The following is a 25344-nucleotide window of genomic DNA, read 5'->3' on the forward strand; positions in this document are numbered from 1 at the left end:
CCGTCACGGGTGGACACGGTCACGCGGCCGTGGTGTATCCGCCCCGGTGGTGCAGCAGCGGCGGGCCGTCCACTCCCTCGGCGAGCGCCAGCGGCTCGGCGATCACCAGCGCGTGGTCGCCGGCCGGCACCCGGTGCACCACCCGGCAGAGCAGCCGCGCCAGCACCCCGGTCAGCAGCGGCAGCCCGAACGGCCCGGCCTCCCAGTAGGGGTACGCGGCGAAGCGGTCGACGCCCCTGGCGGCGAAGATCCGGGCGGCCTCGGTCTGGTTCTCGGCGAGCAGGTGCACGGCGACGTGCTCGGCCCGATCGAGCACCGAGGCGCTGGACGAGGTCGCACCGACGCAGAACGACACCAGCGGCGGGTCCAGCGACACGGAGGTGAACGACGTCGCGGTGAACCCGGCCCGCAGGGGCGCGCCGACGTCACCGAGGCAGGCGGGTCGGGTCCCCCGGGCCACGGCGGTGACCACGGTGACCGTGCTGGCCTGACGGCGCAGCAGCGTACGGAACAGGTCCGGGTCCACCGGCCGCAGCTCGTCGGTGCGGCTGTGCTGCGCGGTGGTCATGCCGTCACCGACGGGCAGAGGCGGGGCGGCGTGGCCGGTGCGATGGGGTGAGGGGTGCGGTGCATGCGGGGTCCTCTCCGAAACGCCAGGTGGAGCCGGTGACTCAGCACGCCCTTCCCATGAGGTGAGATGAACGCACTTTCACTCCACGCACCCCTGATTCAACCAGGATCTTGAGTCCGACAACACCCATCTGATGAATAGGATATTCGGGCCACTGCGGACCTCTGATCTCCACTGTGCACCGCGTGGTTTGACGGATCTCCGATACGGGAATCTTCGATGCCGCGCGGGGATGACGAAGGGAGGCCCACGATGGGTCTGATGTTCCGCAAACGCAAGAAGTACGGGCCGCTGATCCTGAACTTCACCGAGAACGGTTTCTCGTCCTGGAGCATCAAGATCGGTCGCTGGTCGTGGAACTCGCGGGCCAAGGCGCACCGCGTCGACCTGCCCGGCCCGCTCTCCTGGAAGCAGGACAAGTCCCGGGCGTGAGCCCGTGAGTCGCGCGGGGCGTCGGAGCAATCCGGCGCCCCGTTCGCATGCGCGTCCCCGGTGCGCGAACGGTCAGCGGGCGGCGGCCGTGATCAGCACGTCCCCGCCGAGCCGGCCCTGCTCCGGGTCACGCCGCACCGCGCCCGTGTCGAGCAGCGCGTCCAGGGCCCGCACCGCGTCCACGGCCCGGTACGCCGTGTCGGTCACCGCGTACCGGCGCAGCTCGGTCACCGTACGCGGGCCGGAGCGGGACAGCTCGGCGAGCAGCGCTCGACCCAGCGGCGCCGGGTCCGGTTGAGCGGCACCCGAGTCCCAGAGACTCTCCTTGAACGACTCCAGGCTGCGGTCCGAGGCGGTGCCGAAGCCGATCCGTCGACCGGAGGGCGACTCGACCTCGGCGACCAGCGGGAACCCGGCGTCGACCAGCGCCGCCCGCAGCGGGGTGTCCGGACCGGCCGGCACCAGCACCTCACCGGGTCGGCCGGAGGCGGCGGCGGAGAGCGCCACCGGATCGACGGCACCGTCCACCTCCAGGTAGGACAGCACCGGCGCACCGGACGCCCCGGCCGCGCGCAGCGCCACCGGCAGCAGGGCCGTCGGGCCGGGCATCAGGTGCACGGTGACCTCGGCCGGCAGTCCCGCCTCGGCGGCACCCAGCCGGGCCGGCAGCTCCTCGGTGCCGCCGGCCAGCACCAGCACGGTCAGCCGAGCCCCGCGTACGTCCCCGGCGCACTCGCCGGCCACCCGGACAATCTCCTCGGCCAGGGCGGGGTCGCGTCCGTCGTACCCGAGAACCACCGTCGCCCGGCGGGCACGCCGCAACGCCCCCGGCACCCAGAACCTCAGGTGCCGGAGCACCACCTGCCGCCCCACCTCGTCTGCCACCCTGCCGTTGTACCGCACCGCCCGGCCGCGCCGCGGGCACCCTCGGCAGTCCGGCGGCGCGGGTCAGTGCGACGAGCCGGCCGGGACGGAGATGCCGATGCCACCCCGGGTGTCGCCGCCGTACCTGCTGATCTCGGCGGCCAGGTCGAGACGGCCGATCCGGGTACGGGCGTCGAGCGCGGCGTCGTCCAGCCGGTCGGCCGGCACCAGCCAGACCACCTCGAACTCCAGCCCGTCCGGGTCCTGCCCGTAGAGGCTCTTGGTGGTGCCGTGGTCGGAGGTGCCGACCAGCGCACCGGCCCCGGCCAGCCGACGGGCGGTGGCGGCCAGCTCGTCGAGCGTGTCCACCTCCCAGGCGAGGTGGTAGAGGCCGACGGTGGCCCGACCGGCGGCCGACGGGCCGGCTCCCGCGCCGATCTCGAAGAGGCCGAGGTCGTGGTCGTTGGTGGAGTCGGGGGCCTGGAGGAAGGCCGCGCCCCGGAACCCCTCCGGGGTCATCGGCACCCGGCGGAAGCCGAGCACGTCGCGGTAGAAGGCGACGCTGCGCTCCAGGTCACTGACGTAGAGGACGGCGTGGTTGAGGCGATGGATTCCCATGCCACCGAGGCTAGCGCGTTCTAGTTGAGCGCTCAACTAATGTCGCTATGATGGCGGTCATGACCCGCTGGCTGGACCCGGACGAGCAGCGCACCTGGCGCGCGTTCCTGACCGCCTCCCGGGCGTTGATGGAGACGCTCGACCGCGAACTCCAACGCGACGCCGGGATGCCGCACGCCTACTACGAGATCCTGGTCCGGCTCTCCGAGGCGCCGGAGCGTCGACTGCGGATGAGCGACCTCGCCGAGGCCAGCGGCTCCTCCCGGAGCCGCCTCTCGCACGCGGTGGCCCGCCTGGAGGCGGCCGGCTGGGTCCGCCGGGAGGACTGTCCGACCGACCGGCGCGGGCAGATCGCCCTGCTCACCGACGACGGCTTCGCCGCACTGGAGGCCGCCGCGCCCGGCCACGTCGAGGGGGTACGCCGTCACCTCTTCGACGCGCTCAGCCCCGCCCAGGTAGACCAGTTACGCCGGATCAGCGAGGCAGTGGCCGATCGCCTGACCCGCCCCTGACCGGATCCTGACCGAACCACTCCGGCGCGGGGCTTGTACATAACGTCGTCGGATGAGCACGATGGGGCGTGCCCTCCGGCTTCGGTGAACTGACTGATCAGGCGCACGACCTGGTCTCCTCCGGCGACCTCGCCGGTGCCCAGCGGCTCCTCGCCGACGCGCTGACCGGCGCCGACCCGCGCCCGGCCAACGCGACACCCGAGATCGCCGAGGCGGCCGGCCTGCACGCGCGGGTGCTGGTCGCCCTCGGCGAACCGCACTCGGCACGAGGCTGGGCCGCGTACGCGTACGCGGCCACCAGCCGCCTGCACGGCCGCTCCGACCCGCGTACGGTCGCCGCCGCGGCCACCCTCGCCGCGGTGCTGCACCGGGTGGGCAGTTGGTCCCGGGCCGCTCGGCTGTACCAGGAGGTCATCATCGAGCTGACCGCCTCGGACGGGCCGGAGTCCCTGCGGGTGCTCGCCGCGCACGCCGACCTGGCCACCGTGGAGTACGCCCGGGGCCAGTGCCAGGTGGCCCGCGACCGACTCCAGGACGCCTGGGAGCTGCACCGCGAGGTGTACGGCGACGGACAGCCCAGCGGCATCAAGATGCTCGCCCGACTCGGCTCGATGCAACGCGACTGCGGGCAGTTCACCGAGGCGCAGGACCACCTCGCGCTCGCCCGGGAACTCGCCCGTCGACACCTCGCCCCGGACGACCCGCTGACCGCCCAGGTGGCCTCGTTGTCCCGGGCCCCCGCCAACCCCGACCACGTCTGCGCCGACACCCCGCCGGTGGGCGCGGAGGGCCCCGTCGTACCGGCCGCGCGGACCCCGGCACAGGGCGACGCCCCGCCCAGCGGCGACTGGACCGCCCAGGCCGCCGCCGTACCGCCCGCCTGGCCCGACCACGACACCGGCGACCAGCCGGACGACCCCGGAGCGGACCGCGACGGGACCGACCCGACCTGGCCGGAGTCCCCGGCTGCCGAGGCCGGGGGCACCCAGACCTGGGCGGAATCCTCGGCCCCGGCAGCCGGGACCACGCCGACCTGGGCGGGGTTCGGTCCGGCGGGGTCGGGCGCAGCCGGGTGGCCCGACCCGGACGACGCCGACCGGGACTGGTCCGCGCCGACGGGAGTCCCGGCGGCGGCTGCCACCCCGGATTGGACGGCGTCGACCGCCGACGACGCCGGGTGGGCCGGGACCGGCGACGGGCGGACCTGGCCCACGGACACCCCCGGTCAGGCGTCCTGGCCCGCCGACACCGACGGTCAGTCGGGCTGGCCCACGGACGCCCCGGGTCAGCCGAGCTGGCCGGCGGAGACCGCCGGGGACCCGCGCTGGCCCGTGGACGCGCCCGACCAGACGGGCTGGCCGGCGGCGGGCGACCCGACGGATCCCCGGTACGCCGAGGAGCAGCACCCGCCCGAGGGCTACCACCCCGGTCAGGGCCACCCGGGCGGTCAGCCGCCCGCCGGGGCCGCGTCGCCGGTGCCAACCCCACGGCAGCCGGTGGACGGTCCGGCCGGGCCACCGCAGGACTGGTGGACCGGACAACCGACCGACCCGCCCTCGCCCGATCCCGCCCCTCCGCACCGGCCCACTCCCACCCCGTCGGCCGAGTCGAGCGGAGCGGCCGTACCGCCGAGCGTGATGGGCCTGACCGGTCCGGCGCCGCAGGCACCCGGGGTGTACCGGCTGCGGCGGCTGGAACCGGAACGCACCGGCCCGTCGTCGCGGCTGCTGCCGGTGCCGGTACGCCGCACGCCCGCCGCGCCCTCCCCCGGACCGAACCGGCTGGTGCCGATCATCGTGGCGGGCGTGGTCGTGGTGCTGCTGGGTGCCGCCGCGGTGATCGCCGGAGTGTCGAGGGTCGGGGACTCGGGCGAACCCGCCGCCCCGACCGCCGGGGGGACCCCGAGCGGGGCGGCTCCCCCGTCCGCGTCGGCACCGGAGGCCCCACCGGCCTCCCCCGGCGCGCCGCCCAGCGAGCTCTCGCTGCGCGACAACCGGGACAGCGTCACGTTGAACTGGACGTACCCGGCGGGGGCGGAGGGACCGGTGATCATCTCGGGTGGTCGGACCGGGCAGCCGAAGAACCCCTTCGCCGATCTGCCCGCCGGCACCGACAGTTTCGTGGTCTACGGCCTCAATCGCAGCCTCGACTACTGCTTCACCGTCGCGGTCGCCTGGTCCACGGACACGGTCGCGCGATCCGACGAGGTCTGCACCGAACGCCGCTGACCGCACCGCCCGGAGTTGGGACGCGGACGTCGCACCCGGGGGTGTGACGGGGCTCGACCGCCTTGGCTCCGGCGGTCGTCGCGCGGTATCTTCGGCAGTTCAGGAAACAAAAAGAACGGCTCGAAAAGCCGTTCCTAATCGAACTCTAACCCACCGGGAGACGGATTGTCAAGGCACTCCGGCGGTTCGCCGTCCGACGACGAGATCGGCCGCGAGCAGGAGTACGTCTCGATGCTCTACCACCGCCTCGACGACCTGCGGGACCAGGCGTCACGGCGGCTGACCGAGGAGTTGCGGACGGCGGGCGGCACACTCCAGGCCCGCTCCCAACGCGACAGCGCGGTCCGCATGTACGCCGAACAGGTCGAGCAGTTCGCGGCGGTGGAGAACGGCCTCTGCTTCGGTCGGCTCGACACCGACGACGACGAGCGCCGCTACATCGGCCGGATCGGCATCTTCGACACCGACGGCGACTACGACCCGCTGCTGATGGACTGGCGGGCCCCGGCCGCCCGCGCCTTCTACCTCGCCACCGCCGCCAACCCGCAGGGCATCCGGCGGCGGCGTCACCTGCGTACCCGGCAGCGCAAGGTGGTCGCCCTCAACGACGAGGTGCTGGACCTGAACACCGCCTCCCCCACCGCCCACGAGGAACTGACCGGCGAGGCGTCGCTGCTGGCCGCGCTCAACGCCGGGCGTACCGGCCGGATGCGCGACATCGTCGAGACCATCCAGGCCGAACAGGACCGGATCATCCGCTCCGACCTGTCCGGTGTGCTGGTGGTGCAGGGTGGCCCCGGCACCGGCAAGACCGCGGTGGCGCTGCACCGGGCCGCGTACCTGCTCTACACCCACCGCCGGGAACTCTCCACCCGGGGCGTACTGCTGGTCGGCCCGAACATCACCTTCCTGCGCTACATCTCGCAGGTGCTGCCCGCGCTGGCCGAGACCGGCGTGCTACTGCGTACCCAGGGGGACCTCTTCCCCGGCGTCAGCGCCAGACGCGCGGAACCGGCCACCACCGCGGCGCTCAAGGGACGGTCGGTCATGACCGAGGTGCTGGCCAACGCGGTCCGCGACCGGCAGCAGGTGCCCGACGAGCCGGTCGAGATCGAGTTGCCGCAGCAGGAGATCCTGGTCCTCGACCCGGCGACCGTCCGGGCCGCCCGGGACCGCGCCCGCCACAGCGACCGCCCGCACAACCTGGCCCGTGCCCTCTTCGACGTCGAGATCATCCACGCCCTGGCCGACCAGGTCGCCGAACGGATCGGCGCCGACCCGCTGGGCGGGGAGAACCTGCTCGAAGAGGCCGACCGTGCCGAGATCCGCCGGGAACTGCGCGAGGAACCGGAGATCACCGCCGCACTGGACGAGCTGTGGCCGGTCCTCACCCCGCAACGCCTGCTCGCCGACCTGTACGCCTCGACCGACCGCATCGCCGCCGCCGCGCCGATGCTCACCGCCGACGAGCGGGCCGCCCTGCACCGCGAGCCCGGCGGTTGGACCCCCGCCGACGTGCCGCTGCTGGACGAGGCGGCGGAACTGCTCGGCGAGGACGACCGGGCCGCCGCCGCCCGCCGGGACCGCATCCGCGCCCTGGAACGCGAGTACGCCGAGGGCGTGCTGGAGATCGCCCGGGGCTCCCGGTCCATCGACGTCGAGGACGAGGCCGACGGCGGTGAGATCCTCGGCGTGACCGACCTGCTCGACGCCGACCGGCTGCTGGAACGGCAGGAGGAGGCCGACCGGCTGACCACCGCCCAGCGCGCCGCCGCCGACCGGTCCTGGGCGTTCGGCCACGTGATCGTCGACGAGGCGCAGGAACTGTCCCCGATGGCCTGGCGGCTGCTGATGCGTCGCTGCCCGAGCCGCTCCATGACGATCGTCGGCGACGTGGCCCAGACCGGGGCGCTGGCCGGCACCCCGTCCTGGTCCGAGGCGCTGGCACCGTACGTGGCCGACCGGTGGCGGCTCACCGAGTTGACCGTCAGCTACCGCACCCCCGCCGAGATCATGGAGGTGGCCGGCCGCGTACTGGCCGAGATCGACCCGGCCCTGCGCCCGCCCCGCGCCGTACGCGCCAGCGGTTTCCCGCCCGCCGCGCGGGACGTACCGGCGGACCGGCTGACGGCGGAGCTGATCGGGGTCGCCACCGACGAGGCGGCCGGGCTCACCGACGGACGGCTCGGGGTGATCGTGCCGGCCGGTCGCGTCGACGGCCTCGGTACCGCCCTGACCACCGCGCTGCCCGAGGCGACCGTCGGCGAGCAGCCCGACCTGGAGAGCCGGGTGGTGGTGCTGACCGTCGCCGAGGCCAAGGGCCTGGAGTTCGACTCGGTGATCGTGGTCGACCCGGACCGCATCGTCGCCGAGTCGCCCCGTGGGCGCAGCGACCTCTACGTCGCGCTGACCCGCGCCACCCAACGCCTCACCACCCTCACCCCCACCCCCTGACCCGCACCAGGATGTGGCGACGGCCCGGCCCCAGGTGGGGCCGGGCCGGTGGTTGGGTGGGTCACTCGAAGCTGCCCACGTGGGTGGCCGGAGTGGACTGGTCGCTGGTGCTGCCGCCGGCCGGGGTGCTCATCCCGCCGGTGGTGGCGTCGCCGGTGGTGGTCGGTGCCACCTTGCCCCGGTGCCGTTCCGGCTGGCGGGCCACCCGTCGGGCGCTGGCCGGTCCGGCCGTACCGCCCGTCGTGGTGAGCGCGCCCTGCCCCCGGGTGGGACCGCCGTCGCGCAGCACGGTGGGGTCGATCGGCACGTGCGCCGGATCGTCCCGGTCGTCGCGCTGGATGGCACTCTCCACATCGGTGGGCGGTACGGTCACCTCGTCCACGGCGCCCTCGCCGTACACGCCGCCGGCGATCCGTTCCTCGGCCCGGCGGGCGGCGTCCTGTCGCATGTCGTCCTCACGCACGATCCATCACCTCGCAGAAGCGTCGGTCCTGATGGCGTGCCCGGTGACCGCCCCGGCAAACCCGGTCCACCGGTCCACCAGGCCCGCGCCGGCCTCCGGTCGCGCGTGCAGCCGGCCGCAGGTGGTGCGGAGAGCCGTGGCCGCAGGTGGTGGTGCGGGGCACGGTCGGAACGGGACATCGGGCGGGCTCGGGTGGTTTTCGCCAGGCCGGGCAGGTATCCCCGCGCCGGACGGATTCGGCCGGGTGGCGGGGTGTTACTGCCCCCCGGCGGCGGGGTAGACGGCGGGTGCCCCCGCCATGTGCGCGAACCGTGCCGTGGCCGACACGCGGTAGCGGGGCGAGGGCCGCAGGTGACGACTCATCAAATCCTGAGGAGGACAGATGAGCACGCAGGCTGCATCCACCAGGCCGATGAACCGTCCGGCGCAGGACGCCCAGAACCGGCAGGCCATGCAGGAGGCCGCCACCCACCCGATGCCGATGATGCACGACGGGCACCGGGGGGAGATGCCGTCTCCGGGTACGGAGACCAAGCAGTCGTTCCTGACGACGGAGTTCTGGATCTACGCGGCAGCCGTCACCCTCGTGGTGATCTCTGCCTTCTGGCGCGGGACCACCGCGAACGGCCTGAACCTGAACAACCCCGGTCAGGCGTGGTTCTTCATCACGCTGCTGACCATCGGTTACCTGGGTAGCCGTGGTCTGGCCAAGGCCGGTAGCCAGCGGCGTTCGGCCGCGGAGCGCAAGCAGCGCGGGCGGCGCTGACCCCTTGCGTGCGGTGGCCCTCCGGGAAGTCTCCCGGAGGGCCACCGTCCTGTCTGGTCACGCCCCCGCCGAGCGGGGGTGCGGCATCGTCTCCTAGAACTCCTCGAAGCCGCCGAAGTCACCGCCGCCGTCGAAGTCACCGCCGAAGTCGCCGGCCGCCTCGGTGACCTCCTCCTCGGCACCGTCGAAGGCGTTGCCGATCATGTGACCGGCGAGCATGCCACCGGCCGCGCCGAGCGCCGCACCGGCGACCACGCCACCCATGCCGACCCCGCCCCGCCGCTGCGGCGGGCCGTACTTGTGCGGCGCACCGTAGCCCTGCGGCCCGTACCCCTGGGGGCCGTAGCCCTGCGGCCCGTAGCCGGGCGCGCCGTAGCCCTGCGGAGCGCCGTAGCCCTGCGGGCCGAACGCCTGGGCGCGCAGCGCGCCGAACCGCCCGATGGTCTCCTGGATCCAGCCGTCGACCGTCTCCACCCAGTCGGACCGCTCGGCGTCGGAGTGGGCCACCTGGTACCGGCCGAACACGTCCTGGCCGGGCGCGAGGAAGCCGCCCCGCTTGTCGCACTCGAGCACCACGTCCACGCCGTGCGGGTTGGCCACGAACGTCACTTCGAGTTCGTTGACGGTCTGCGCGTACTGCGGCGCGGCGAAGAACTCGATCTCCTGGTAGAACGGCAGCGTCTGACGTACGCCCTGGATCATGCCGCGCTCCAGGTCGGCCTTCTTGAAGCGGAAGCCGAGCTGGAGGAACGCCTCCAGGATCCGCTCCTGCACCGGCAGCGGGTGCACGTTGATCTCGTCCAGGTCGCCCTTGTCGACGGCCTTGGCGATCGCCAGCTCGGTACGCAGACCCATCGACATGCCGTGCAGCCGCTGGCCGTACAGCCCGGTGATGGGGGTCTCCCACGGCACCGGAAGCTGGAACGGGATGGACAGCGCCTGCTTCGCGGCGAGCTGGAGCGGGCCGCTGACGACCTGCCGGTGGAACTCCATCACCCCGGCCTGCTCGCCGACCTCGACCCGGGTGACCAGGCCGATCACGATCTGCTCGATGCTCGCCGCCGCCTCCCCGCCGAGCAGGTTGACCTGACCGTCGAGGGCCAGCCCGGGTCTGGTGTTCGGGTTGGCCAGGACGGTGTCCACACTCGGACCGCCCACGCCCAACGCGCTCAACATCTTCTTGAAGACCATTCAGTTCTCCTGCGGGGTCTGGTGCCCGGGCTCCCTTTAGGAACGGACGCTGACGGCGGCACCGTATCGGGCGGCCCTGAAAGGTCGCTGGGAAGCCGGTCGCGGAATTCCTGTCGGACGGATGTCGAGATCCGGCCCGGCGGCTTCGACCAGAGGGTGCGGGCACCGACAATGGTGCCCGAGGCCGTGAGGAGACAGTCGTGAAGTACATGTTGCTCATGCAGTCCAGCGTCGCCGGGATGGACTTCCCGCCGATCCACACCTGGGCTCCGGAGGAGCTCGGGGCGCACATCGGCTTCATGGGCGAGGTGGGCGCGAAGCTGGCCGCCGACGGCGAGTTGGTCGACGGGCAGGGCCTCGCCGGGCCGGCGCAGGCGAAGATCGTACGGGCCGGGTCCAGCGGCGCGCCGGTGGTGACCGAGGGGCCGTTCGCCGAGACGAAGGAGTTCCTCGCCGGGTACTGGATCGTCGACACCGACACCCCGGAGCGGGCTGTCGAGATCGCCGCCTGGATCTCCACCGCCCCCGGCCCCGGCGGTGCGCCGCTGAACATGCCGATCGAGGTGCACCCGGTGCTGTCCGCGCCACCAGAGGACCTGTGACGGACGATCGACGGACCGAGGACCTGCTGCGCGAGCTGGCGCCGCAGGTCCTCGGCGTTCTGGTCCGCAGGTTCGGTGACTTCGCCACCGCCGAGGACGCCGTGCAGGAGGCGCTGCTGGCCGCCGCGACGGGTTGGCCCGGGGCGGGTGTGCCGGACAATCCACGTGGGTGGTTGATCCAGGTCGCGTACCGGCGGATGGTCGAGCTGATCCGCGCCGAGCAGGCCCGGCGGGCGCGGGAGGACCTGGTCGCCCGGCGCGAGCCGAGGGACGCGGACCGTGACGACACCCTGGAGCTGTTCCTGCTCTGCTGCCATCCGGCGTTGTCGTCCGCCTCGGCGATCGCGCTGACGCTGCGGGCGGTCGGCGGCCTGACCACCGCCGAGACGGCCCGCGCGTTCCTGGTGCCCGAGTCCACCATGGCCCAGCGGATCAGTCGGGCCAAGCAGCGCATCCGCGAGTCCGGTACGCCGTTGCGGCTGCCTGCGCCGGCGGAGTTGCCGGCCCGGCTGACCTCGGTCCGGCACGTGCTCTACCTGGTCTTCACCGAGGGACACGTGGCCAGCGCCGGGGACACCCTGCACCGGGTGGACCTGGCGCAGGAGGCGATCCGACTCACCCGGATGTTGCACACCCGGTTGCCGGGCGACAGCGAGGTGACCGGGTTGCTGGCGTTGATGCTGCTCACCGAGGCGCGGGCGGCGGCGCGCACCGGCCCGTCCGGCGAGTTGATCCCGCTGGCCGAACAGGACCGCGCCCGCTGGGACCCGGCGGCGATCGCGGAGGGCGTCGCGCTGGTCACCCGGGCGCTGCCCCGGGGTCCGGTCGGCCCGTACCAGGTGCAGGCCGCCATCGCCGCGCTCCACGACGAGGCGCCGACCGCCGCGCAGACGGACTGGCCGCAGATCCTCGCGCTCTATCAGGTGCTGGAGCAGGTGTCGGCCAGTCCCGTGGTGGCGCTCAACCGGGCCGTGGCCACCGCGATGGTGCACGGCCCGCAAGCCGGGCTGTCCGCCCTGGCCGCGCTGGACGGCGAGGCCCGTCTGGCCGGTCACCACCGTCTTCCCGCCGCCCGCGCCCACCTGTACGAGATGGCCGGTGACCACGAACGCGCGGTGGACCAGTACCGGTGCGCAGCCGGCCTGACCGCCAGTCTGCCGGAGCAGCGCTACCTGCTGATGCGCGCCGCCCGTCTGGCCTGAGCCCGGACCGCCTGCTCGTCCGCCTCTCGTCCGCGCCGTCCGCCTCGGTGGAGCTCGGCACCGGCGGTGACCGGGTGGCCGGGCCCAGGTCGGGCCCGGCCACCGTCAGGGTGGCAGTCGTCAGCTCGCGGTGCAGGTCACCGCAGGAGCCGGGTTGCTGCCGCTCCAACTTCCGAGGAAGCCGAAGCTGGTGCTGGCACCGGCGCCGAGTTGACCGTTGTAGGAGACGTTGCGTGCGGTCACCGTGGTACCGCTGCTGGTGACCGTGGCGTTCCAGGACTGGCTGACCGACTGGCCACCGGCGAGGGTCCACCGCACCGTCCAGCCCGTGATGGCGCTGCTGCCGGCGGTCACCCGGACGTCGCCCTGGAAGCCGCCCTGCCACTGCCCGGTGATCGAGTACGTCGCCGTGCAGCCGGCCCCCGGCGGCGGGGTGGTCGGCGGAGGCGTCGTGGGCGGAGGCGTCGTCGGCGGTGGCGTCGTCGGCGGTGGCGTGGTCGGCGGAGGCGTGGTCGGCGGCGGGATGCCGCCGAAGACACTGGCCTCCCGGGCGGTCTGCCGGATGCCGTTGGTGCCGTTGAACAGACGCTGGCCCCACGTGGTGAGCTGGTTCGGGTTGAACGAGGTGGCCATGTCGAGGTACTCCACGCCACCCCCGTTGCCGCTCCACGACCAGCCCAGCCAGCCGATGCCGTTGGCCTGCGTGTAGGAGAGGATGGCGTCCTCGTCCGGGTCGCCGTCGGAGTGGTAGTGACCGAACTCGCCGACCACGATCGGCAGACCACGGCTGCGGAAGCGGCCCAGGTAGTCACTGATCTCGGCGGCGGTGTCGAAGACGCCGTACATGTGGATCGAGAAGACCGTGTTGCGGGCCGGGTCCGCGTCGAACACCGTCGGCGCGCTGTCTCGCATCGTGAAGGACCAGTCCTGGCCCCAGTTCGGGCCGTCCACCATGATGGTGTGCGCGAAACCCGCGGTACGCAGCCGCCGGATCGCGTTCGACGTGTCGGTGGCCCAGGACGAGTAGTTCTGGTTGCCGTACGGCTCGTTGCCGATGTTGACGATCACGTACCGCTCCTGGCCGGTGAGCGCGCTGGCGATGCTCAGCCAGTAGTCGACCGCCCGGTCCAGGGTGGCCGCGCCGCTCTGCTCGCCGTAGCCGGTGGTGTCGTGCACCTCCAGGACGCAGATCAGCCGGTTGGTCTTGCAGAGCTGGATCACGTTCGACACGTCCTCGGCGCTGTTGCGGGTCCACCGGTCCCCGCTGGACAGCACCACCCGGACGGTGTTCGCGCCGAGCGCCTTGATGTTGGCGAAGGAGCTGGTCTGGTTCGCGTACCAGGTGTGCGCGTGGTTGACGCCGCGCATGATGAACTCGTTGCCGCTGGCGTCGTACAGCTTGCCGCCGCTGACCGTGAAACCGGTGGCGGCGTGCGCCGACGGGCCGAAGGCGAACACTGCGGCGACGGTCGCCAGCAGCACGGCGCCGACGGCCCCGAACAGTCTCTTCATCGATTCCTCGCAGGAGTTCTCTCCCTCCGTGCCCAGGAGGGAGTGCGGTGAGTGGCAGGTGCGGCGGCTGTGCCCGGCAGCCGCACGGCGAGAGGCCCGGCGAGGCAGGCATCAGCGTAGGCCGATGGAGCCTCGGAAGCAACCGGTTCAGTAGAGCGGCCGACGGCCGGCGACCCGTGGCGGCCCGGTTTCTGGTGGGCCGTCACGGGCGGACCATCCCCACCACAGGATGGGCTCCAGGCCGGCGCTGAACCGGTTCAGGCAACGGTAGGCAGCCGCCGGAGAGCCCGTCAAGCGTCGACCAGGGTTGACCCATCCGGGCCCGGGTATCCGCAAACGGACCGCCGGGGAGCGAAGGAGACAGCATGGTCAGCATCGGATACACGTTGATGTGCGAACAGGCAGGCCCCAAGGAACTCGTCGACTATGCGGTACGCGCCGAGGCCGCCGGTTTCGACCAGCTCGTCATGTCCGACCACTACTACCCCTGGCTGGAGTCGCAGGGCCACTCGCCGTACGCCTGGTCGGTCCTGGGCGCGGTCGCCCACGCCACCTCCCGGGCGGAGCTGATGTCGTTCGTGACCTGCCCGATCCGCCGCTACCACCCGGCCGTGGTGGCGCAGAAGGCCGCCACCGTCGGGCTCCTCTCCGACGGACGGTTCACCCTCGGCCTGGGCGCCGGGGAGAACCTCAACGAACACGTGGTCGGCGCCTGGCCGCACGTGCAGCAACGGCACGAGATGTTCGAGGAGGCCCTACAGATCATCCGGCCGCTGCTCAACGGCGAGACGCTCACCTTCTCCGGCAACCACTACGACGTGCCCGACGCGTACCTGTGGGACCGGCCCGACACGCCGGTGCCGATGGCGGTGGCCGCGTCCGGACGGCAGTCGGCCACCCTCGCCGCCGAGTACGCCGACGGCATGATCGCCACCGAGCCGCAGGCGCACCTGGTGGAGATGTACGAGGAGGCCGGTGGCGCCGGACGACCCCGCTATGGTCAGGTGGCCATCTGTTACGGCCCGGACGAGACGGAATGCCGCAAGATCGCGCACGACCAGTTCCGCTGGTTCGGGCTCGGCTGGAAGGTCAACGCCGAACTGCCCGACACCGACGCGTTCGAGGCCGCCGCGCAGTCGGTACGCGAGGAGGACGTGGCCGCCGGCATCTCCTGCGGCCCGGACGTGGACAGGCACGTGGACGCGTTCAAGAGGTTCGTCGACGCCGGGTTCACCCACGTGGCGCTGGTGCAGGTCGGCGGCGACAACCAACCGATGTTCCTGGACTGGGCGCAGGAGCAGTTGCTGCCCCGGCTACGCGAACTGTGACCGGCAGGAGATGACTCGACCATGCGTATCGGCAACACGGAGATCCGACCGGCCGGCGGCGGCCTCGGCTGCCTACTGATGATCCTCTTCTCGATCGTCGCCTCGATCGTGCTGACCGTCCTGCTCAACCTGGTGCTCTGACCGTCGGCGTAGCAGCACGAACGCGGATGCAAGGAAGGGCGTGGTTGTAAAGGAAGGGCGTGGATGCAAGGAAGGGTCCCCTGATAACGCCTCGTGTATAGGAAGGGTCCCCTCCTTACATCCAGGTGCCGCCGAGCGCATGATCACGCGGCGTTGCCGGTCCGCCTGCGCGGTCGGCGGCGTAGGCCGAGGCCGACGAGAACCTCGCGGGTGGCGTGGCCGATCGGCTCCAGAAGGGCGCGACGAAGCCAGCCGACCGTCGCCTGCCAGACCGCACCGACGGCTCGGCAGACGGGCAGCAGCAGGTGCGTCCACACCCACAGCCCGGCCCGGAACACCGGGCGCAGCGTCCACACCCAGCACCAGCGGAGGATGCGCCCCGCCGTACGCCAGGCCCAGCCCAGCACGGCCAGCGCCGCGAGCATCAGCCCAGCAGTCGGGCGGGGTGAGCACGCGTACGGTCCACGCCAGCGGCAGCCACACCAGGTAGTACGACGGCACCAGCACGAGGACCCGCACCAGCCAGGCCAAGGAGTTGACCAAGGAGTTTGCGTCCTCCGCCTCCGCCTTCCGTGGCTGAAACCTCTTGATCAACTCAGGAGGTGGGGGCGGTGGGGTGGGGTGGGGTGAGGGTGAAGGTGGCGGTTAGGGGGTGGTGGTCGGAGGCTTGGTGGGTGTCGGGGCTGCGGATCACCCGGGCGTCGACCAGGCGGGCGGCCAGGGCGGGGGTGGCCAGCAGGTAGTCCAGGCGCATCTCGGCGAACTCCGGGGTGTGTCCGTAGCCGGTGGGCACGGTCGGGCCGGCGGTGGCGGCCAGGTCGACCAGGCCGGCGGCGAGCAGGCGGGCCACCGCCCGGGTGTCCACGGTCCGTCCGTCGCGCCGCAGGTGCCGACGGCGGTACGCGGGGGCCAGCCGGGCCAGGCTCCGGGCATGGGCGCCGCCACCTGTCTGGACGAGGTCACCGGCGTGGTCGGTGGGTTCGGCGTACGGGTCGAGGGTGTTCAGGTCCCCGGCGAGCAGGGCGAGGTCGGCGCGGGCCCGGCGCAGCGCGGTGGCCGCCCAACGGGCCTCGACCAGACGGCGACCGCCACGGTACGGATAGAAATGGGTGCTCAGGACGGCCAGCGGCCCGGCGTCGGTGGACAGTGTCACGCGCTGCGCCGCGTGGTGGAACGGGCGGCGGACCGGCCCGGTCGCCACGGTCGGCCAGCGCGGGTGCACGAGGATCGCGACCGGCTGGCCGAAGGGTGACCGGGCCAGGTGGGGCGTCAGACCGGCGTCTGCGGCGAAGCGGGCCACGTCGAGGCCGCGCAGTTCCTGGAGGGCGAGGACGTCCGGCCGGTACGCGGCGACGACCCGGGCCAGCAGGATACGCCGGTCCGGGCCGCCCCGGTCCCGTCCACCGTTGCGGATGTTCCAGGTCATCACCCGCAGCACGGTCACCTCAGCCCGGCTGGCCGGCCTTGGCCAGCTCGTCGTCCAAGGTATCCACGTCCTCCGACTCGATCTCGGGTCGGTTGCCCGCCCGCACGTCCTCGTTGGGGCGTACCACCCAGTAGAGCAACCCGATCCAGAGCGCGGTCAGCATGATCGCGCCCATGAAGTCGGTCGGGTGGTGCATGCCCCGGTACATCCGGGAGATGGCCACGCCGACCGGCATGATCACCGCCGCCGCCGCGAACAGCCAGCGCCACCACCGGTCGGTACGCGGGAACACCACCACCGCGATCGCCACCCACAGGCAGAGTGTGGCGGCGATGTGGCCGGACGGGAAGGAGGAGGTCGGCATCGGACCGTCCAGGTTCTCCACCGGCGGGCGCGGCCGGTCCACGGCGGCGGCGGAGGCGAGGAACAGCGTCAGCTCACCGAACATGGTCAGCGCCACGAAGAGCACCGGCCGCCAGCGTCCCCAGATCGCCAGCACCAGCGGGCAGAAGACCATCGAGATGAGCAGGATGGCGTGGGTGTCGCCGACCTTGCTCCACCACCAGCTCACGTCGTCCAGGAACGGGGTGCCGTGCTCGGCGAACCAGCGCGGCACGGTCTCGTCGAGCCGGGCCAGGAAGGTGCCGTCGGCGTGGTAGCTGACGAACATGCCGAAGCCGTAGAGGGCGCCGAAGACCAGCACCCAGCCGACCACGATCTCGGCGATGCCGGCGCGGGCGTGCGGCAGCAGCTTCTCCTCGTCCGGTGCCAGGGCCACCTCGTGCGCCGCCTCGGGTTCCAGTCCGTCGGTCAGCGGAGCGGCCGGTCGGCCGCGTTCCAACCGCCACAGCCGGAAGGCGTACGCGGTGACGCCGAGCCAGGCCGCGCCGAGCAGCCAGGCGCCGAGCACGTCGGAGAGGAAGTGCACGCCGAGCGCGACCCGGGTGAATCCGATCAGGACCACCACGGTGGCGACCAGGGCGATCGCCGGTTTGCGCCAGCGGGGCGCCATGGCCGGCAGGAACACCAGCAGCAGCGCGCCGTAGGCGACCATCGACCCGAGCGCGTGCCCGCTGGGGAAGCTCTGCCCGGCGTACGTGCCGATGGGCACGTCCACCTCGGGGCGCAGCCGGTCGACGAGCGTCTTGAGCGACGGGTCGAGGATCAGCGCCCCGGCGCCGGTGACGATCAGGAAGACCGCGAGCCGGCCCTGCCGACGGATCAGCAGCCCGACCACGGCCACGGTGACCAGCCAGACGATCACCGGTCGGCCGCCGAGGTCGGTGATCGCGTTGAGCACCGTCACCAGCGGACCGATGGGTGAGATCTGCTCGTTGAGCCACTGCGCCACGCCGTGGTCCACGTCGTACAGCGGGGCCCACTGGACGCGGACCAGCACCAGCAGCAGCCCGAACCCGACCCCGGCACCGAGGACGAGCAGCAGCCCGGCGAGGGTCCGTTCGGTGAAGTGACCGAGCGGTCGTCGCAGTACGTCCCGGACCGCGCCCACGGCAGCCTCCTCCTCAGGTGGCGCCGACCGACGGCGACGCCTTCTGGCGTGGCGCTGTACCCGCGTCGATGCCTGCGTACACCCGTCCGGGCGGCGGGGCGCTACAGCGCGGTCATCTCGCCGGTGTCGAGCAGACCGGCGCGGGGCGCGTTCGGCTTCCACAGGTCCGGCTTGGCGGGCTCGGACACGCCGATGCGGACCGCCTCCAGTTGGGCGGCGAAGGCCAGCCCGCCGAACAGCGCCATGCCGGTGAGGTTGGCCCAGAGCAACAACGCCATCATGCCGGTCAGCGCGCCGTACGTCTGGCCGAAGTCCGCACTGAACGCCACGTAGCCGGCGAGCAGCAGACTGGCCAGCCACCACAGCACGGTGGCGATGCCGGCGCCGAAGAACAGCCAGGACAGGCCGGGTTGGCGGCGACGCGGGGCGTACCGGAACAGCACCGCCACGGCCAGCACGGTCAGCCCGAGGCTGAGTGGCCAGCGCACCACGTCCCAGACGGTGGCGGCCAGTTCACCCCAGGCGTAGTGGCGTTCCACCGAGTCGCCCATCGGGCCGCCGCCGACCAGGATGAGGAACCCGGTCAGCGCCGGGATGCCGGCGAGGACGGCGAGCGCCGCGGCGCGCAGGTACTTGCGCAGGGCGGGGCGGTCGCGCTCGACGCCGTAGATGCGGTTGGCGCCCCGCTCGATCTGCGCCATCGTGCTGGTCAGCGCGACCAGCCCGGTGCCCAGGCCGAGAGCCAGCGCCACCTCCCCGATGTCCTCGACGCGTTCGCCGCCCGCACCCTCGCCGAGCAGTTCGGCGACGACCGCCTCGCTGGCGCCGGGGGTGAGCGCCAGCACGGTGTCGGCCACCACCTCGCCGCCCTCGGCCGCCCCGAGCTCCGCGATGAGCCCGGTCAGCGCGATCAGGAACGGCACCACGGCGAGGCAGAGCTGGAAGGCGAAGGCACGGGCGTGGCTGAACCCGTCGCCGTAGCGGAACCGGACGAAGGCGTCGTGGAGCAGGTGCCAGCCGCCCTCACGGCGCAGCGTCTGCCAGGCGTGGTCGGCGCAGAGCTGCTCGTCGGACATCAGCCGGGTCTCCGGCACCATCTTGGTGCTACTCACCCCGACCCTCCTCGATGAGCCGCTCACCCCGCTCGGCGGCGCCGGACGCGTCCTCGGCCAGGTCGGGTGTGCGGTCCGGCTGCGGTACGCACAGCCACAGGGCCCGTCGACGGATCTGCACGCTCAGCTCACGGCCGGGCTCGATCAGATCGCCGTCCAGCTCGCGCGGTTGTGCGCGGTTGCTGGTGATGGTCACCCGACGGGCCCGGAAGACCTCCATCCGGGGCACCCGGTCACGGCGGCGTACCACCGCCCAACCGAGCGAGAGCCAGTGCCGCAACCGGTGCGGGGTGAGCACGGCGACGTCGAGGTAGCCGTCGTCGGGTTCGGCCTCGGTGAGCAGGCGTACCCCGCCCTGGAGGCGGCCGACGTTGGCGACCAGCACCGAGCGGGCGCGGCGACGCAGCGGCGGCTGGTCGTCCAGCGAGACGGACACCCGCATCGGGCGGTCCCGCAGGTGGCGGGCGGCGCCCACGACGTACGCCGGCCAGCCGATCCGCCGTTTCGTCGTCTCGTTGGTGGCGGCCAGCATCTGGGCGTCGAAGCCCATGCCGGCCATCACCGCGAAGTGCTGTCCGTCGACCTCGCCGACGTCGAGCAGTCGCCGTCCGCGCTCAAGGGCCACCTCGATGCCGGCGGCCAGGTCGTTGGAGAGTCCCAGGTTGGCGGCGAGCAGGTTACCGGTGCCCTGCGGAAGCACGGCGAGGGCGACGTCGGTGCCGACCAGGGCGCTCACGCAGGCCATCACGGTGCCGTCGCCGCCGCAGGCGAAGACCACGTCCACGCCCTTGGCCAGGGCCTGCTCGGTCTGGCCACGACCGGGGTCCTCGACGGTGGTCTCCAGCCACAGCGGCTCGGGCCAGCCGGCGGCGGCGAGCGCGTCGACGACGGTGCGGCGGAACGTATCGATGTCGTCCACCTTGACCGGGTTGACCACGACCGCACTGCGTAGGGCCTGTCCGTGCCGTCCAGCTTCCACGGCGTCAGTGTGCGGCACGGTCGACGGTTCGGCGACCCGACGCCGGGTGACCAGGTTCACCCGGCCGGAAGGTGTGACGCCGACCTGCGGCGTGGCGGCTCAGGCGGCGGCCCGCAGGGCGCTCTCCACCCGGTGGCGCACGTCGGCCAGGTCCACTCCGGCCTCGGTGAGCACCAGCGCGGCCAGCCCGTTGCCCTCGCGCAGCAGCCCCAGCAGGATGTGCTCGGTGCCGATGTGCCGGTGGCGCAGCCGCATCGCCTCGCGCAGGGCCAGCTCCAGCACCTTCCTGGCCCGGGCGGAGAACGGCCCGCCCGGTTGCCGCCGCAGCCGACCCCAGCGGCGACGCGGTGCCGGGACGGCCTCACGCAGCGCGTCGGGGCCGAAGGACTCCTCGATCCGGGCCACGATCGCGGCCAGGTCGATACCGATCTCCCGCAGCGCGGCGGCGTCGGCCTCGGCGAGCCCGTCCGCACCGCGTACGGTGTGCCGGCGCACCCGCTCCCGCAGGTCGTCACCGGTGACTCCGACGTCGCGGAGCACCCGGGCGGCCAGCGCGTCGCCGTCGGCGAGGAGGCCGAGCAGCAGGTGCTCGGTGCCGACGGGTCCTCGCCCCTCGGCCCGCGCCTCGTCGCGTGCGTGCCGCACCACGGCGCGGGCGCGGTCGGTGAACCGTTCGAACATCACGCCTCCCGGGAGGACCCGACCGCCGGTCGCCCGGCGTGCTTCTTGTGGACCGCCTGCCGACTGACCTCGAGCGCGTCGGCGATCTCCTGCCACGACCAGCCCTGTCGTCGGGCGTTGTCGACCTGGACCACCTCGAGCCGTTCGAGCAGCCGGCGCAGGGCGCGGACCGCGCGCAGGCCGACCCGGGGGTCGGTGCTGCCGGCCGCAGCCGCGAGTTCCGTCGCCTGACTCATGCCGTCAACCTACATTGACACACCCGACCCTGTCAACCCCGGTTGACACCCGGCGTCGGCCCGCCGCCACCCGCCAGCGCGGTCGTGCTCCGGGTACGTTCAACGCCCTGACCAGGGCGGGCGTCCGGCGATCACGCCCCGGCGACGCATCGGCGCGACTAGCCTCAACAGCAGGCCGAGCGCAGCGCGGGGGTGATCGCGGATGGCCCCAGGCGGCGAGACGCCGGTGCTGGTCGGCGTCGGTCCGGACGGCGCGCTGCCGGTGGCCCGTACCGCCGCTCGGGTGGCCGCCGCCCACGGCCGCGCGCTGCACCTGATGCACGCGTTCAACTGGGCCGCGCTGGAGGCGCCCGCGGTCACCGCGTCCCGCTCGCACGCCGAGGAGCTGCTCGCCGAGGCCACCGTGGCGGCCAACCAGAGCGAGCCGGACGTCCCGGTCAGCGCCGAGGTGATCGAGGGTTCGGCGGTGTCGACGCTGGTCCGCAAGTCCGAGTCGGCCTTCCTGGTGGCCGTCGGGGACGGCGGCATGGCCCACTGCGACCGCTGTATCCCGGCCGACAGTCCGGCCGTCCAGGTGGCCGCCCGCGCCGAATGTCCGGTGCTGGTCGCCCGTCAGGAACCTCCACCGGCCGGGCCGGTGCTGGTCGGGGTGGACGGCTCGACCTCCGCCGAGATCGCCCTGACCTGGGCGTACGCCTGTTCCGGTCGGCACCGCTCGCCCCTGCTGGCGGTGTGGGTGGTCGAGTCCGACGCGGCGGTGGGCGAGGCCACCGACCGGCTCGCCGCACTGGTGGCCCGGCACGGCGCCGGGCATCCCGACGTCGCGGTGGAGTGCCGGGTCCTCCGGGGCGAACCGGGTGACGTGCTGGTCGAGCAGTCGCGCACCGCGCAGTTGGTGGTGGTCGCCGCGCGCGGCGACGAACCGTGGCGCGGCATGCTCGGCGCGGTCAGCCAGTCGCTGCTCTACCACGCCCCGGCCCCGGTGCTGGTGGTCCGCGGTGTCACCGGGCCGCCCGACGACGACGGGCCGGGACACCCGGGTGGGCGGGACCAACGGCCCTGATCCACGCCCGCCGATACCGCGAAGCTGGAGGCAGGAAACCCGCGCTGCGGATGCAGAATCCACCGACCCGCGAGAGGCTCAAGCAGTATGGACACGGCCGTGGACATCCCGAGCACCCTGACCGACGAGGACCTGCGCCGCCTGGACGCCTACTGGCGGGCGGCGAACTACCTCAGCGTCGGGCAGATCTATCTGCTCGACAATCCGCTGCTCCGCGAACCGCTGACAGCCGAACACGTCAAGCCCCGGCTGTTGGGACACTGGGGCACCTCGCCCGGCCTGAACCTGATCTACGCCCACCTCAACCGGGTGATCGTCGCCCGCGACCTGTCGGCTCTCTTCGTCACCGGTCCCGGCCACGGCGGTCCGGCGGTCGTCGCGAACACCTGGCTGGAGGGCACCTGGAGCGAGCGGTACCCGGGCGTCGGCCGCGACGAGGCCGGGATGGCCCGGCTGTTCCGCCAGTTCTCCTTCCCCGGTGGCATCCCCAGCCACGTGGCCGCGGAGGTGCCGGGCTCGATCCACGAGGGCGGCGAGTTGGGGTACGCGCTCAGCCACGCCTACGGTGCCGCGTTCGACAATCCCGACCTGCTGGTGGCCTGTGTCATCGGGGACGGCGAGGCGGAGACCGGCCCGTTGGCCGGGAGCTGGCTGTCGACCGTGTTCCTCAATCCCGCCCGGGACGGCGCGGTGCTGCCCATCCTGCACCTGAACGGCTACAAGATCGCCAACCCGACGGTGCTGGACCGGATCCCCGAGTCCGACCTGCTCGCCATGATGCGCGGCTACGGCTACCAGCCGTACGTGGTGGCCGGTAACGAGCCCGCCGCCGTGCACGAGACGCTCGCCGCCACCCTCGACCGGGCGCTGGACGAGATCGCCGAGATCCAGCGTCGGGCCCGATCCGGTGCCACCACCGAGCGTCCCCGCTGGCCGATGATCATCCTGCGTACGCCGAAGGGCTGGACCGGCCCGCGCGAGGTCGACGGCAAGCAGGTCGAGGGCACGTTCCACGCCCACCAGGTGCCGTTGTCGAACGTCCGCAGCAACCCGGAGCACCTGGCCGAGCTGGAGCGTTGGCTGCGCAGCTACCGCCCGGAGGAACTGTTCGACGCCACCGGTGCCCCCGTCGCCGAGCTGGCCGCCCTGCCGCCCACCGGGGACCGGCGGATGAGCGCCAACCCGGTCACCAACGGCGGATCGGTGCTGCGCGACCTGGACCTACCGGACTTCCGCGACTACGCGGTGGACGTGCCGAGTCCCGGTGCCACGGCCACCGGCGCCACCGGCGAGCTGGGCCGGTGGATCCGCGACGTGATCGCCGCGAACCCGCAGACGTTCCGGCTGTTCGGGCCGGACGAGGTGGCCTCCAACCGGCTCCAGGCGGCCTTCGAGGTCACCGACCGGGCCTGGATGGGCACCACGGTGCCGGGCGACGACCACCTCTCCCCCGACGGGCGGGTGATGGAGGTGCTCTCCGAGCACCTGTGCCAGGGCTGGCTGGAGGGCTACCTGCTGACCGGCCGACACGGCGTCTTCACCAGCTACGAGGCGTTCATCCACATCGTCGACTCGATGGTCAACCAGCACGCGAAATGGCTCAAGGTGACCCGGGACATCCCCTGGCGGATGCCGGTGGCGTCGCTGAACTACCTGCTCTCCAGCCACGTCTGGCGGCAGGACCACAACGGCTTCTCGCACCAGGACCCGGGCTTCATCGACCACGTGATGAACAAGAAGGCCGAGGTCGTCCGGGTCTATCTGCCGCCGGACGCGAACACCCTGCTCTCCACCATGGACCACTGCCTGCGCAGCCGGCACTACGTCAACGTGGTGGTGGCCGGCAAGCAGCCCGCGCCGAACTGGCTGACCATGGACGAGGCCGTGCAGCACTGCCGACGCGGGGTGGGCATCTGGGACTGGGCCGGTACGGACGGCGGCAGCGAGCCGGACGTGGTGCTCGCCTGCGCCGGTGACGTACCGACCCTGGAGACGCTGGCGGCGGCGGACCTGCTGCGCCGGCACCTGCCCGACCTCAAGGTCCGGGTGATCAACGTGGTGGACCTGATGCGACTCCAGCCGTCCAGCGAGCACCCGCACGGCCTGCCGGACAACGAGTTCGACACGCTGTTCACCCGCGACAAGCCGATCATCTTCGCCTACCACGGCTACCCGTGGCTGATCCACCGGCTCACCTACCGCCGCACCAACCACCACAACCTGCACGTACGCGGGTACAAGGAGGAGGGCACCACCACGACGCCCTTCGACATGGTGATGCTCAACGACCTGGACCGGTTCCACCTCGTCATCGACGTGATCGACCGGGTACCCGGGCTCGGCGACCGGGTGGCGTACCTGCGGCAGGAGATGAGCGACGCGCGCGACGCGGCCCGCGACCACACCCGCCGGTACGGCGAGGACGACCCCCGGGTCGCCGAGTGGCGCTGGGTCCGCGAGACCGACCCCACCAACCCCTGAGGAGGAAGCAGCCATGACCAGGAGTACGAGCGGCGCGGAGATCGTGGTGGGCTACGACGGCTCACCGGACGCGGCGGCGGCCCTGGACTGGGCGCTGGAACAGGCCCGCCGTGACGGCCGCGCGGTCCGGCTGGTGTACGTCTTCGAGTGGCTCACCGTGGCCGGCTGGGTCGGACCCGGCGTCACGCCCGGCATGTGGCCCGACGAGCAGGCCCGTCAGCAGGTCGAGGAGTTGGTGGGCAGGGCCGCGAAGGAGGCCGGTGCGGCCAACCCCGAGCTGACCGTACGCGGCGAGGTCCGCGACGGCCCGCCGGCCCTGGTGCTGGAGGAGAGCTCGGCGGAGGCCGACCTGGTGGTGCTGGGCGGCCGGGGACACGGCGGCTTCGCCGGCCTGCTCGCCGGATCCACGGCGGTCAGCGTCACCGCGCACGCGCACTGCCCGGTGGTGGTGGTCCGCCGCGACACCGCCGACACGGCACGGACCGGGCACGTCACCGTGGGGGTGGACGGCTCCGAACCCTCCCTGGTGGCCCTCGGCTACGCGGTCGAGCAGGCCGCCCTGCGCCGGGTGCCGCTGCGGGTGCTGCGCGCCTGGCAGCCCAAGGGCGACCAGTGGAACCTCACCGGTGAGCAGGGCCGCGACGCGGCCCTGGCCGAGGACCGCGCGGAGCTGGACGAGGTGCTGCGCCGCTGGCGGGAGACGTTCCCCGACGTCGAGGTGAGCGTCGAGACGGGCACCGCCGCACCGGCCGGGCTGTTGATCGAGTCCAGCCGCCAGTCGCAACTGGTGGTGGTCGGCACCCGGGGCCGGGGCGGCCTGCGCGGCATGCTGCTCGGCTCGGTCAGCCAGCAGCTCATCCAGCACGCGCACTGCCCGGTGGCGGTCGTCCGGGAACGCTGATCCGATCCGCG

General features: G+C 72.8%; 24 protein-coding genes. 11 read left to right on the plus strand and 13 right to left on the minus strand.

Annotation, left to right across the window (positions count from 1 at the left end; all coding sequences use genetic code 11):
* Window positions 1–19: 19 nt before the first annotated feature.
* Window positions 20–568 carry a flavin reductase family protein gene (locus ACIBMZ_RS05855; RefSeq protein ID WP_396691447.1) on the minus strand — a complete coding sequence of 183 codons (549 nt, stop codon included), beginning with the start codon at window positions 566–568 and terminating at the stop codon, window positions 20–22.
* Between the two features lie 315 nt (window positions 569–883).
* Between ACIBMZ_RS05855 and ACIBMZ_RS05860 the strand changes: the two genes are divergently transcribed.
* A complete protein-coding gene (locus ACIBMZ_RS05860; protein ID WP_131056659.1) occupies window positions 884–1063 on the plus strand; it encodes a DUF4236 domain-containing protein in 180 nt (59 codons plus the stop codon).
* A gap of 72 nt (window positions 1064–1135) precedes the next feature.
* Here the strand turns inward: ACIBMZ_RS05860 and ACIBMZ_RS05865 are convergent, their stop codons facing one another.
* Window positions 1136–1948: a hypothetical protein gene (locus tag ACIBMZ_RS05865; RefSeq protein ID WP_396691448.1), complete on the minus strand. Its 813-nt coding sequence runs from the start codon at window positions 1946–1948 to the stop codon at window positions 1136–1138.
* A 63-nt stretch (window positions 1949–2011) separates the two neighbouring features.
* Window positions 2012–2545 carry a VOC family protein gene (locus ACIBMZ_RS05870; protein ID WP_396691449.1) on the minus strand — a complete coding sequence of 178 codons (534 nt, stop codon included), beginning with the start codon at window positions 2543–2545 and terminating at the stop codon, window positions 2012–2014.
* A 50-nt stretch (window positions 2546–2595) separates the two neighbouring features.
* On the opposite strand from ACIBMZ_RS05870, the gene ACIBMZ_RS05875 reads away from it, so the two are divergent.
* The 3 genes from ACIBMZ_RS05875 (at window position 2596) to ACIBMZ_RS05885 (ending at window position 7739) form a co-directional block, all read left to right on the plus strand.
* A complete protein-coding gene (locus tag ACIBMZ_RS05875; RefSeq protein WP_396691450.1) occupies window positions 2596–3057 on the plus strand; it encodes a MarR family winged helix-turn-helix transcriptional regulator in 462 nt (153 codons plus the stop codon).
* Between the two features lie 68 nt (window positions 3058–3125).
* On the plus strand, window positions 3126–5285 hold the full coding sequence (locus ACIBMZ_RS05880) for a tetratricopeptide repeat protein (protein WP_396691451.1): 2160 nt from the start codon (window positions 3126–3128) through the stop codon (window positions 5283–5285).
* 231 nt (window positions 5286–5516) lie between these two features.
* Entirely contained in the window at window positions 5517–7739 is a 2223-nt protein-coding gene (locus tag ACIBMZ_RS05885) for a HelD family protein (protein WP_396691883.1), read from the plus strand.
* Between the two features lie 61 nt (window positions 7740–7800).
* On the opposite strand, the gene ACIBMZ_RS05890 is transcribed toward ACIBMZ_RS05885, so the two are convergent.
* Window positions 7801–8202 carry a hypothetical protein gene (locus tag ACIBMZ_RS05890; RefSeq protein WP_396691452.1) on the minus strand — a complete coding sequence of 134 codons (402 nt, stop codon included), beginning with the start codon at window positions 8200–8202 and terminating at the stop codon, window positions 7801–7803.
* 382 nt (window positions 8203–8584) lie between these two features.
* On the opposite strand from ACIBMZ_RS05890, the gene ACIBMZ_RS05895 reads away from it, so the two are divergent.
* Entirely contained in the window at window positions 8585–8968 is a 384-nt protein-coding gene (locus tag ACIBMZ_RS05895; protein ID WP_396691453.1) for a hypothetical protein, read from the plus strand.
* A gap of 93 nt (window positions 8969–9061) precedes the next feature.
* Here the strand turns inward: ACIBMZ_RS05895 and ACIBMZ_RS05900 are convergent, their stop codons facing one another.
* Window positions 9062–10159, minus strand: a complete 1098-nt coding sequence (locus tag ACIBMZ_RS05900) for a sporulation protein (RefSeq protein WP_396691454.1) — start codon at window positions 10157–10159, stop codon at window positions 9062–9064.
* A gap of 209 nt (window positions 10160–10368) precedes the next feature.
* Between ACIBMZ_RS05900 and ACIBMZ_RS05905 the strand changes: the two genes are divergently transcribed.
* Together ACIBMZ_RS05905 and ACIBMZ_RS05910 are read left to right on the plus strand one after the other, a co-directional pair.
* A complete protein-coding gene (locus ACIBMZ_RS05905) occupies window positions 10369–10761 on the plus strand; it encodes a YciI family protein (RefSeq protein ID WP_396691884.1) in 393 nt (130 codons plus the stop codon).
* Entirely contained in the window at window positions 10758–11963 is a 1206-nt protein-coding gene (locus tag ACIBMZ_RS05910; RefSeq protein ID WP_396691455.1) for an RNA polymerase sigma factor, read from the plus strand. Before ACIBMZ_RS05905 ends, ACIBMZ_RS05910 begins: the two co-directional genes overlap by 4 nt.
* Window positions 11964–12083: 120 nt before the next feature.
* Here the strand turns inward: ACIBMZ_RS05910 and ACIBMZ_RS05915 are convergent, their stop codons facing one another.
* On the minus strand, window positions 12084–13475 hold the full coding sequence (locus ACIBMZ_RS05915; protein WP_396691456.1) for a cellulase family glycosylhydrolase: 1392 nt from the start codon (window positions 13473–13475) through the stop codon (window positions 12084–12086).
* 365 nt (window positions 13476–13840) lie between these two features.
* On the opposite strand from ACIBMZ_RS05915, the gene ACIBMZ_RS05920 reads away from it, so the two are divergent.
* Window positions 13841–14803 carry a TIGR03557 family F420-dependent LLM class oxidoreductase gene (locus ACIBMZ_RS05920; RefSeq protein ID WP_396691457.1) on the plus strand — a complete coding sequence of 321 codons (963 nt, stop codon included), beginning with the start codon at window positions 13841–13843 and terminating at the stop codon, window positions 14801–14803.
* Between the two features lie 284 nt (window positions 14804–15087).
* On the opposite strand, the gene ACIBMZ_RS05925 is transcribed toward ACIBMZ_RS05920, so the two are convergent.
* The 7 genes from ACIBMZ_RS05925 to ACIBMZ_RS05955 form a co-directional block, all read right to left on the minus strand.
* Entirely contained in the window at window positions 15088–15369 is a 282-nt protein-coding gene (locus tag ACIBMZ_RS05925; RefSeq protein ID WP_396691458.1) for a hypothetical protein, read from the minus strand.
* A gap of 170 nt (window positions 15370–15539) precedes the next feature.
* The gene (locus ACIBMZ_RS05930; protein WP_396691459.1) at window positions 15540–16388 is read right to left on the minus strand and encodes an endonuclease/exonuclease/phosphatase family protein; all 849 of its coding nucleotides are present in this window, start codon (window positions 16386–16388) and stop codon (window positions 15540–15542) included.
* A gap of 1 nt (window position 16389) precedes the next feature.
* Complete coding sequence (locus ACIBMZ_RS05935) at window positions 16390–17880, minus strand: phosphatase PAP2 family protein (RefSeq protein WP_396691460.1); 1491 nt, start codon at window positions 17878–17880, stop codon at window positions 16390–16392.
* 101 nt (window positions 17881–17981) lie between these two features.
* Window positions 17982–18992 (minus strand): YihY/virulence factor BrkB family protein, encoded by a 1011-nt coding sequence (locus tag ACIBMZ_RS05940; RefSeq protein WP_396691461.1) that lies wholly within the window; start codon window positions 18990–18992, stop codon window positions 17982–17984.
* Complete coding sequence (locus ACIBMZ_RS05945) at window positions 18985–19971, minus strand: diacylglycerol/lipid kinase family protein (RefSeq protein ID WP_396691462.1); 987 nt, start codon at window positions 19969–19971, stop codon at window positions 18985–18987. Before ACIBMZ_RS05945 ends, ACIBMZ_RS05940 begins: the two co-directional genes overlap by 8 nt.
* Window positions 19972–20070: 99 nt before the next feature.
* On the minus strand, window positions 20071–20652 hold the full coding sequence (locus ACIBMZ_RS05950; RefSeq protein WP_396691463.1) for a Clp protease N-terminal domain-containing protein: 582 nt from the start codon (window positions 20650–20652) through the stop codon (window positions 20071–20073).
* Window positions 20652–20888: an HTH domain-containing protein gene (locus tag ACIBMZ_RS05955; RefSeq protein ID WP_357212447.1), complete on the minus strand. Its 237-nt coding sequence runs from the start codon at window positions 20886–20888 to the stop codon at window positions 20652–20654. The genes ACIBMZ_RS05950 and ACIBMZ_RS05955 overlap by 1 nt, the downstream gene beginning before the upstream one ends.
* A gap of 202 nt (window positions 20889–21090) precedes the next feature.
* Between ACIBMZ_RS05955 and ACIBMZ_RS05960 the strand changes: the two genes are divergently transcribed.
* From ACIBMZ_RS05960 to ACIBMZ_RS05970, 3 genes are all read left to right on the plus strand, one after another.
* Window positions 21091–21951 (plus strand): universal stress protein, encoded by an 861-nt coding sequence (locus ACIBMZ_RS05960; RefSeq protein WP_396691464.1) that lies wholly within the window; start codon window positions 21091–21093, stop codon window positions 21949–21951.
* Between the two features lie 87 nt (window positions 21952–22038).
* Entirely contained in the window at window positions 22039–24432 is a 2394-nt protein-coding gene (locus tag ACIBMZ_RS05965) for a phosphoketolase (protein ID WP_396691465.1), read from the plus strand.
* A gap of 13 nt (window positions 24433–24445) precedes the next feature.
* Window positions 24446–25333 carry a universal stress protein gene (locus tag ACIBMZ_RS05970; RefSeq protein WP_396691466.1) on the plus strand — a complete coding sequence of 296 codons (888 nt, stop codon included), beginning with the start codon at window positions 24446–24448 and terminating at the stop codon, window positions 25331–25333.
* Window positions 25334–25344 lie beyond the last annotated feature (11 nt).

This window comes from Micromonospora sp. NPDC049900, assembly GCF_044461025.1.
GTDB lineage: Bacteria > Actinomycetota > Actinomycetes > Mycobacteriales > Micromonosporaceae > Micromonospora.

What these genes read in the sequence shown, in the direction of transcription:
- ACIBMZ_RS05855 (WP_396691447.1), bottom strand. Translation starts at nt 568, where the DNA reads ATGACCACCGCGCAGCACAGCCGCACCGACGAGCTGCGGCCGGTGGAC.
- ACIBMZ_RS05860 (WP_131056659.1), top strand. Translation starts at nt 884, where the DNA reads ATGGGTCTGATGTTCCGCAAACGCAAGAAGTACGGGCCGCTGATCCTG.
- ACIBMZ_RS05870 (WP_396691449.1), bottom strand. Translation starts at nt 2,545, where the DNA reads ATGGGAATCCATCGCCTCAACCACGCCGTCCTCTACGTCAGTGACCTG.
- ACIBMZ_RS05875 (WP_396691450.1), top strand. Translation starts at nt 2,596, where the DNA reads ATGGCGGTCATGACCCGCTGGCTGGACCCGGACGAGCAGCGCACCTGG.
- ACIBMZ_RS05885 (WP_396691883.1), top strand. Translation starts at nt 5,517, where the DNA reads ATGCTCTACCACCGCCTCGACGACCTGCGGGACCAGGCGTCACGGCGG.
- ACIBMZ_RS05895 (WP_396691453.1), top strand. Translation starts at nt 8,585, where the DNA reads ATGAGCACGCAGGCTGCATCCACCAGGCCGATGAACCGTCCGGCGCAG.
- ACIBMZ_RS05900 (WP_396691454.1), bottom strand. Translation starts at nt 10,159, where the DNA reads ATGGTCTTCAAGAAGATGTTGAGCGCGTTGGGCGTGGGCGGTCCGAGT.
- ACIBMZ_RS05905 (WP_396691884.1), top strand. Translation starts at nt 10,369, where the DNA reads ATGTTGCTCATGCAGTCCAGCGTCGCCGGGATGGACTTCCCGCCGATC.
- ACIBMZ_RS05915 (WP_396691456.1), bottom strand. Translation starts at nt 13,475, where the DNA reads ATGAAGAGACTGTTCGGGGCCGTCGGCGCCGTGCTGCTGGCGACCGTC.
- ACIBMZ_RS05920 (WP_396691457.1), top strand. Translation starts at nt 13,841, where the DNA reads ATGGTCAGCATCGGATACACGTTGATGTGCGAACAGGCAGGCCCCAAG.
- ACIBMZ_RS05925 (WP_396691458.1), bottom strand. Translation starts at nt 15,369, where the DNA reads ATGCTCGCGGCGCTGGCCGTGCTGGGCTGGGCCTGGCGTACGGCGGGG.
- ACIBMZ_RS05950 (WP_396691463.1), bottom strand. Translation starts at nt 20,652, where the DNA reads ATGTTCGAACGGTTCACCGACCGCGCCCGCGCCGTGGTGCGGCACGCA.
- ACIBMZ_RS05955 (WP_357212447.1), bottom strand. Translation starts at nt 20,888, where the DNA reads ATGAGTCAGGCGACGGAACTCGCGGCTGCGGCCGGCAGCACCGACCCC.
- ACIBMZ_RS05960 (WP_396691464.1), top strand. Translation starts at nt 21,091, where the DNA reads ATGGCCCCAGGCGGCGAGACGCCGGTGCTGGTCGGCGTCGGTCCGGAC.
- ACIBMZ_RS05965 (WP_396691465.1), top strand. Translation starts at nt 22,039, where the DNA reads ATGGACACGGCCGTGGACATCCCGAGCACCCTGACCGACGAGGACCTG.
- ACIBMZ_RS05970 (WP_396691466.1), top strand. Translation starts at nt 24,446, where the DNA reads ATGACCAGGAGTACGAGCGGCGCGGAGATCGTGGTGGGCTACGACGGC.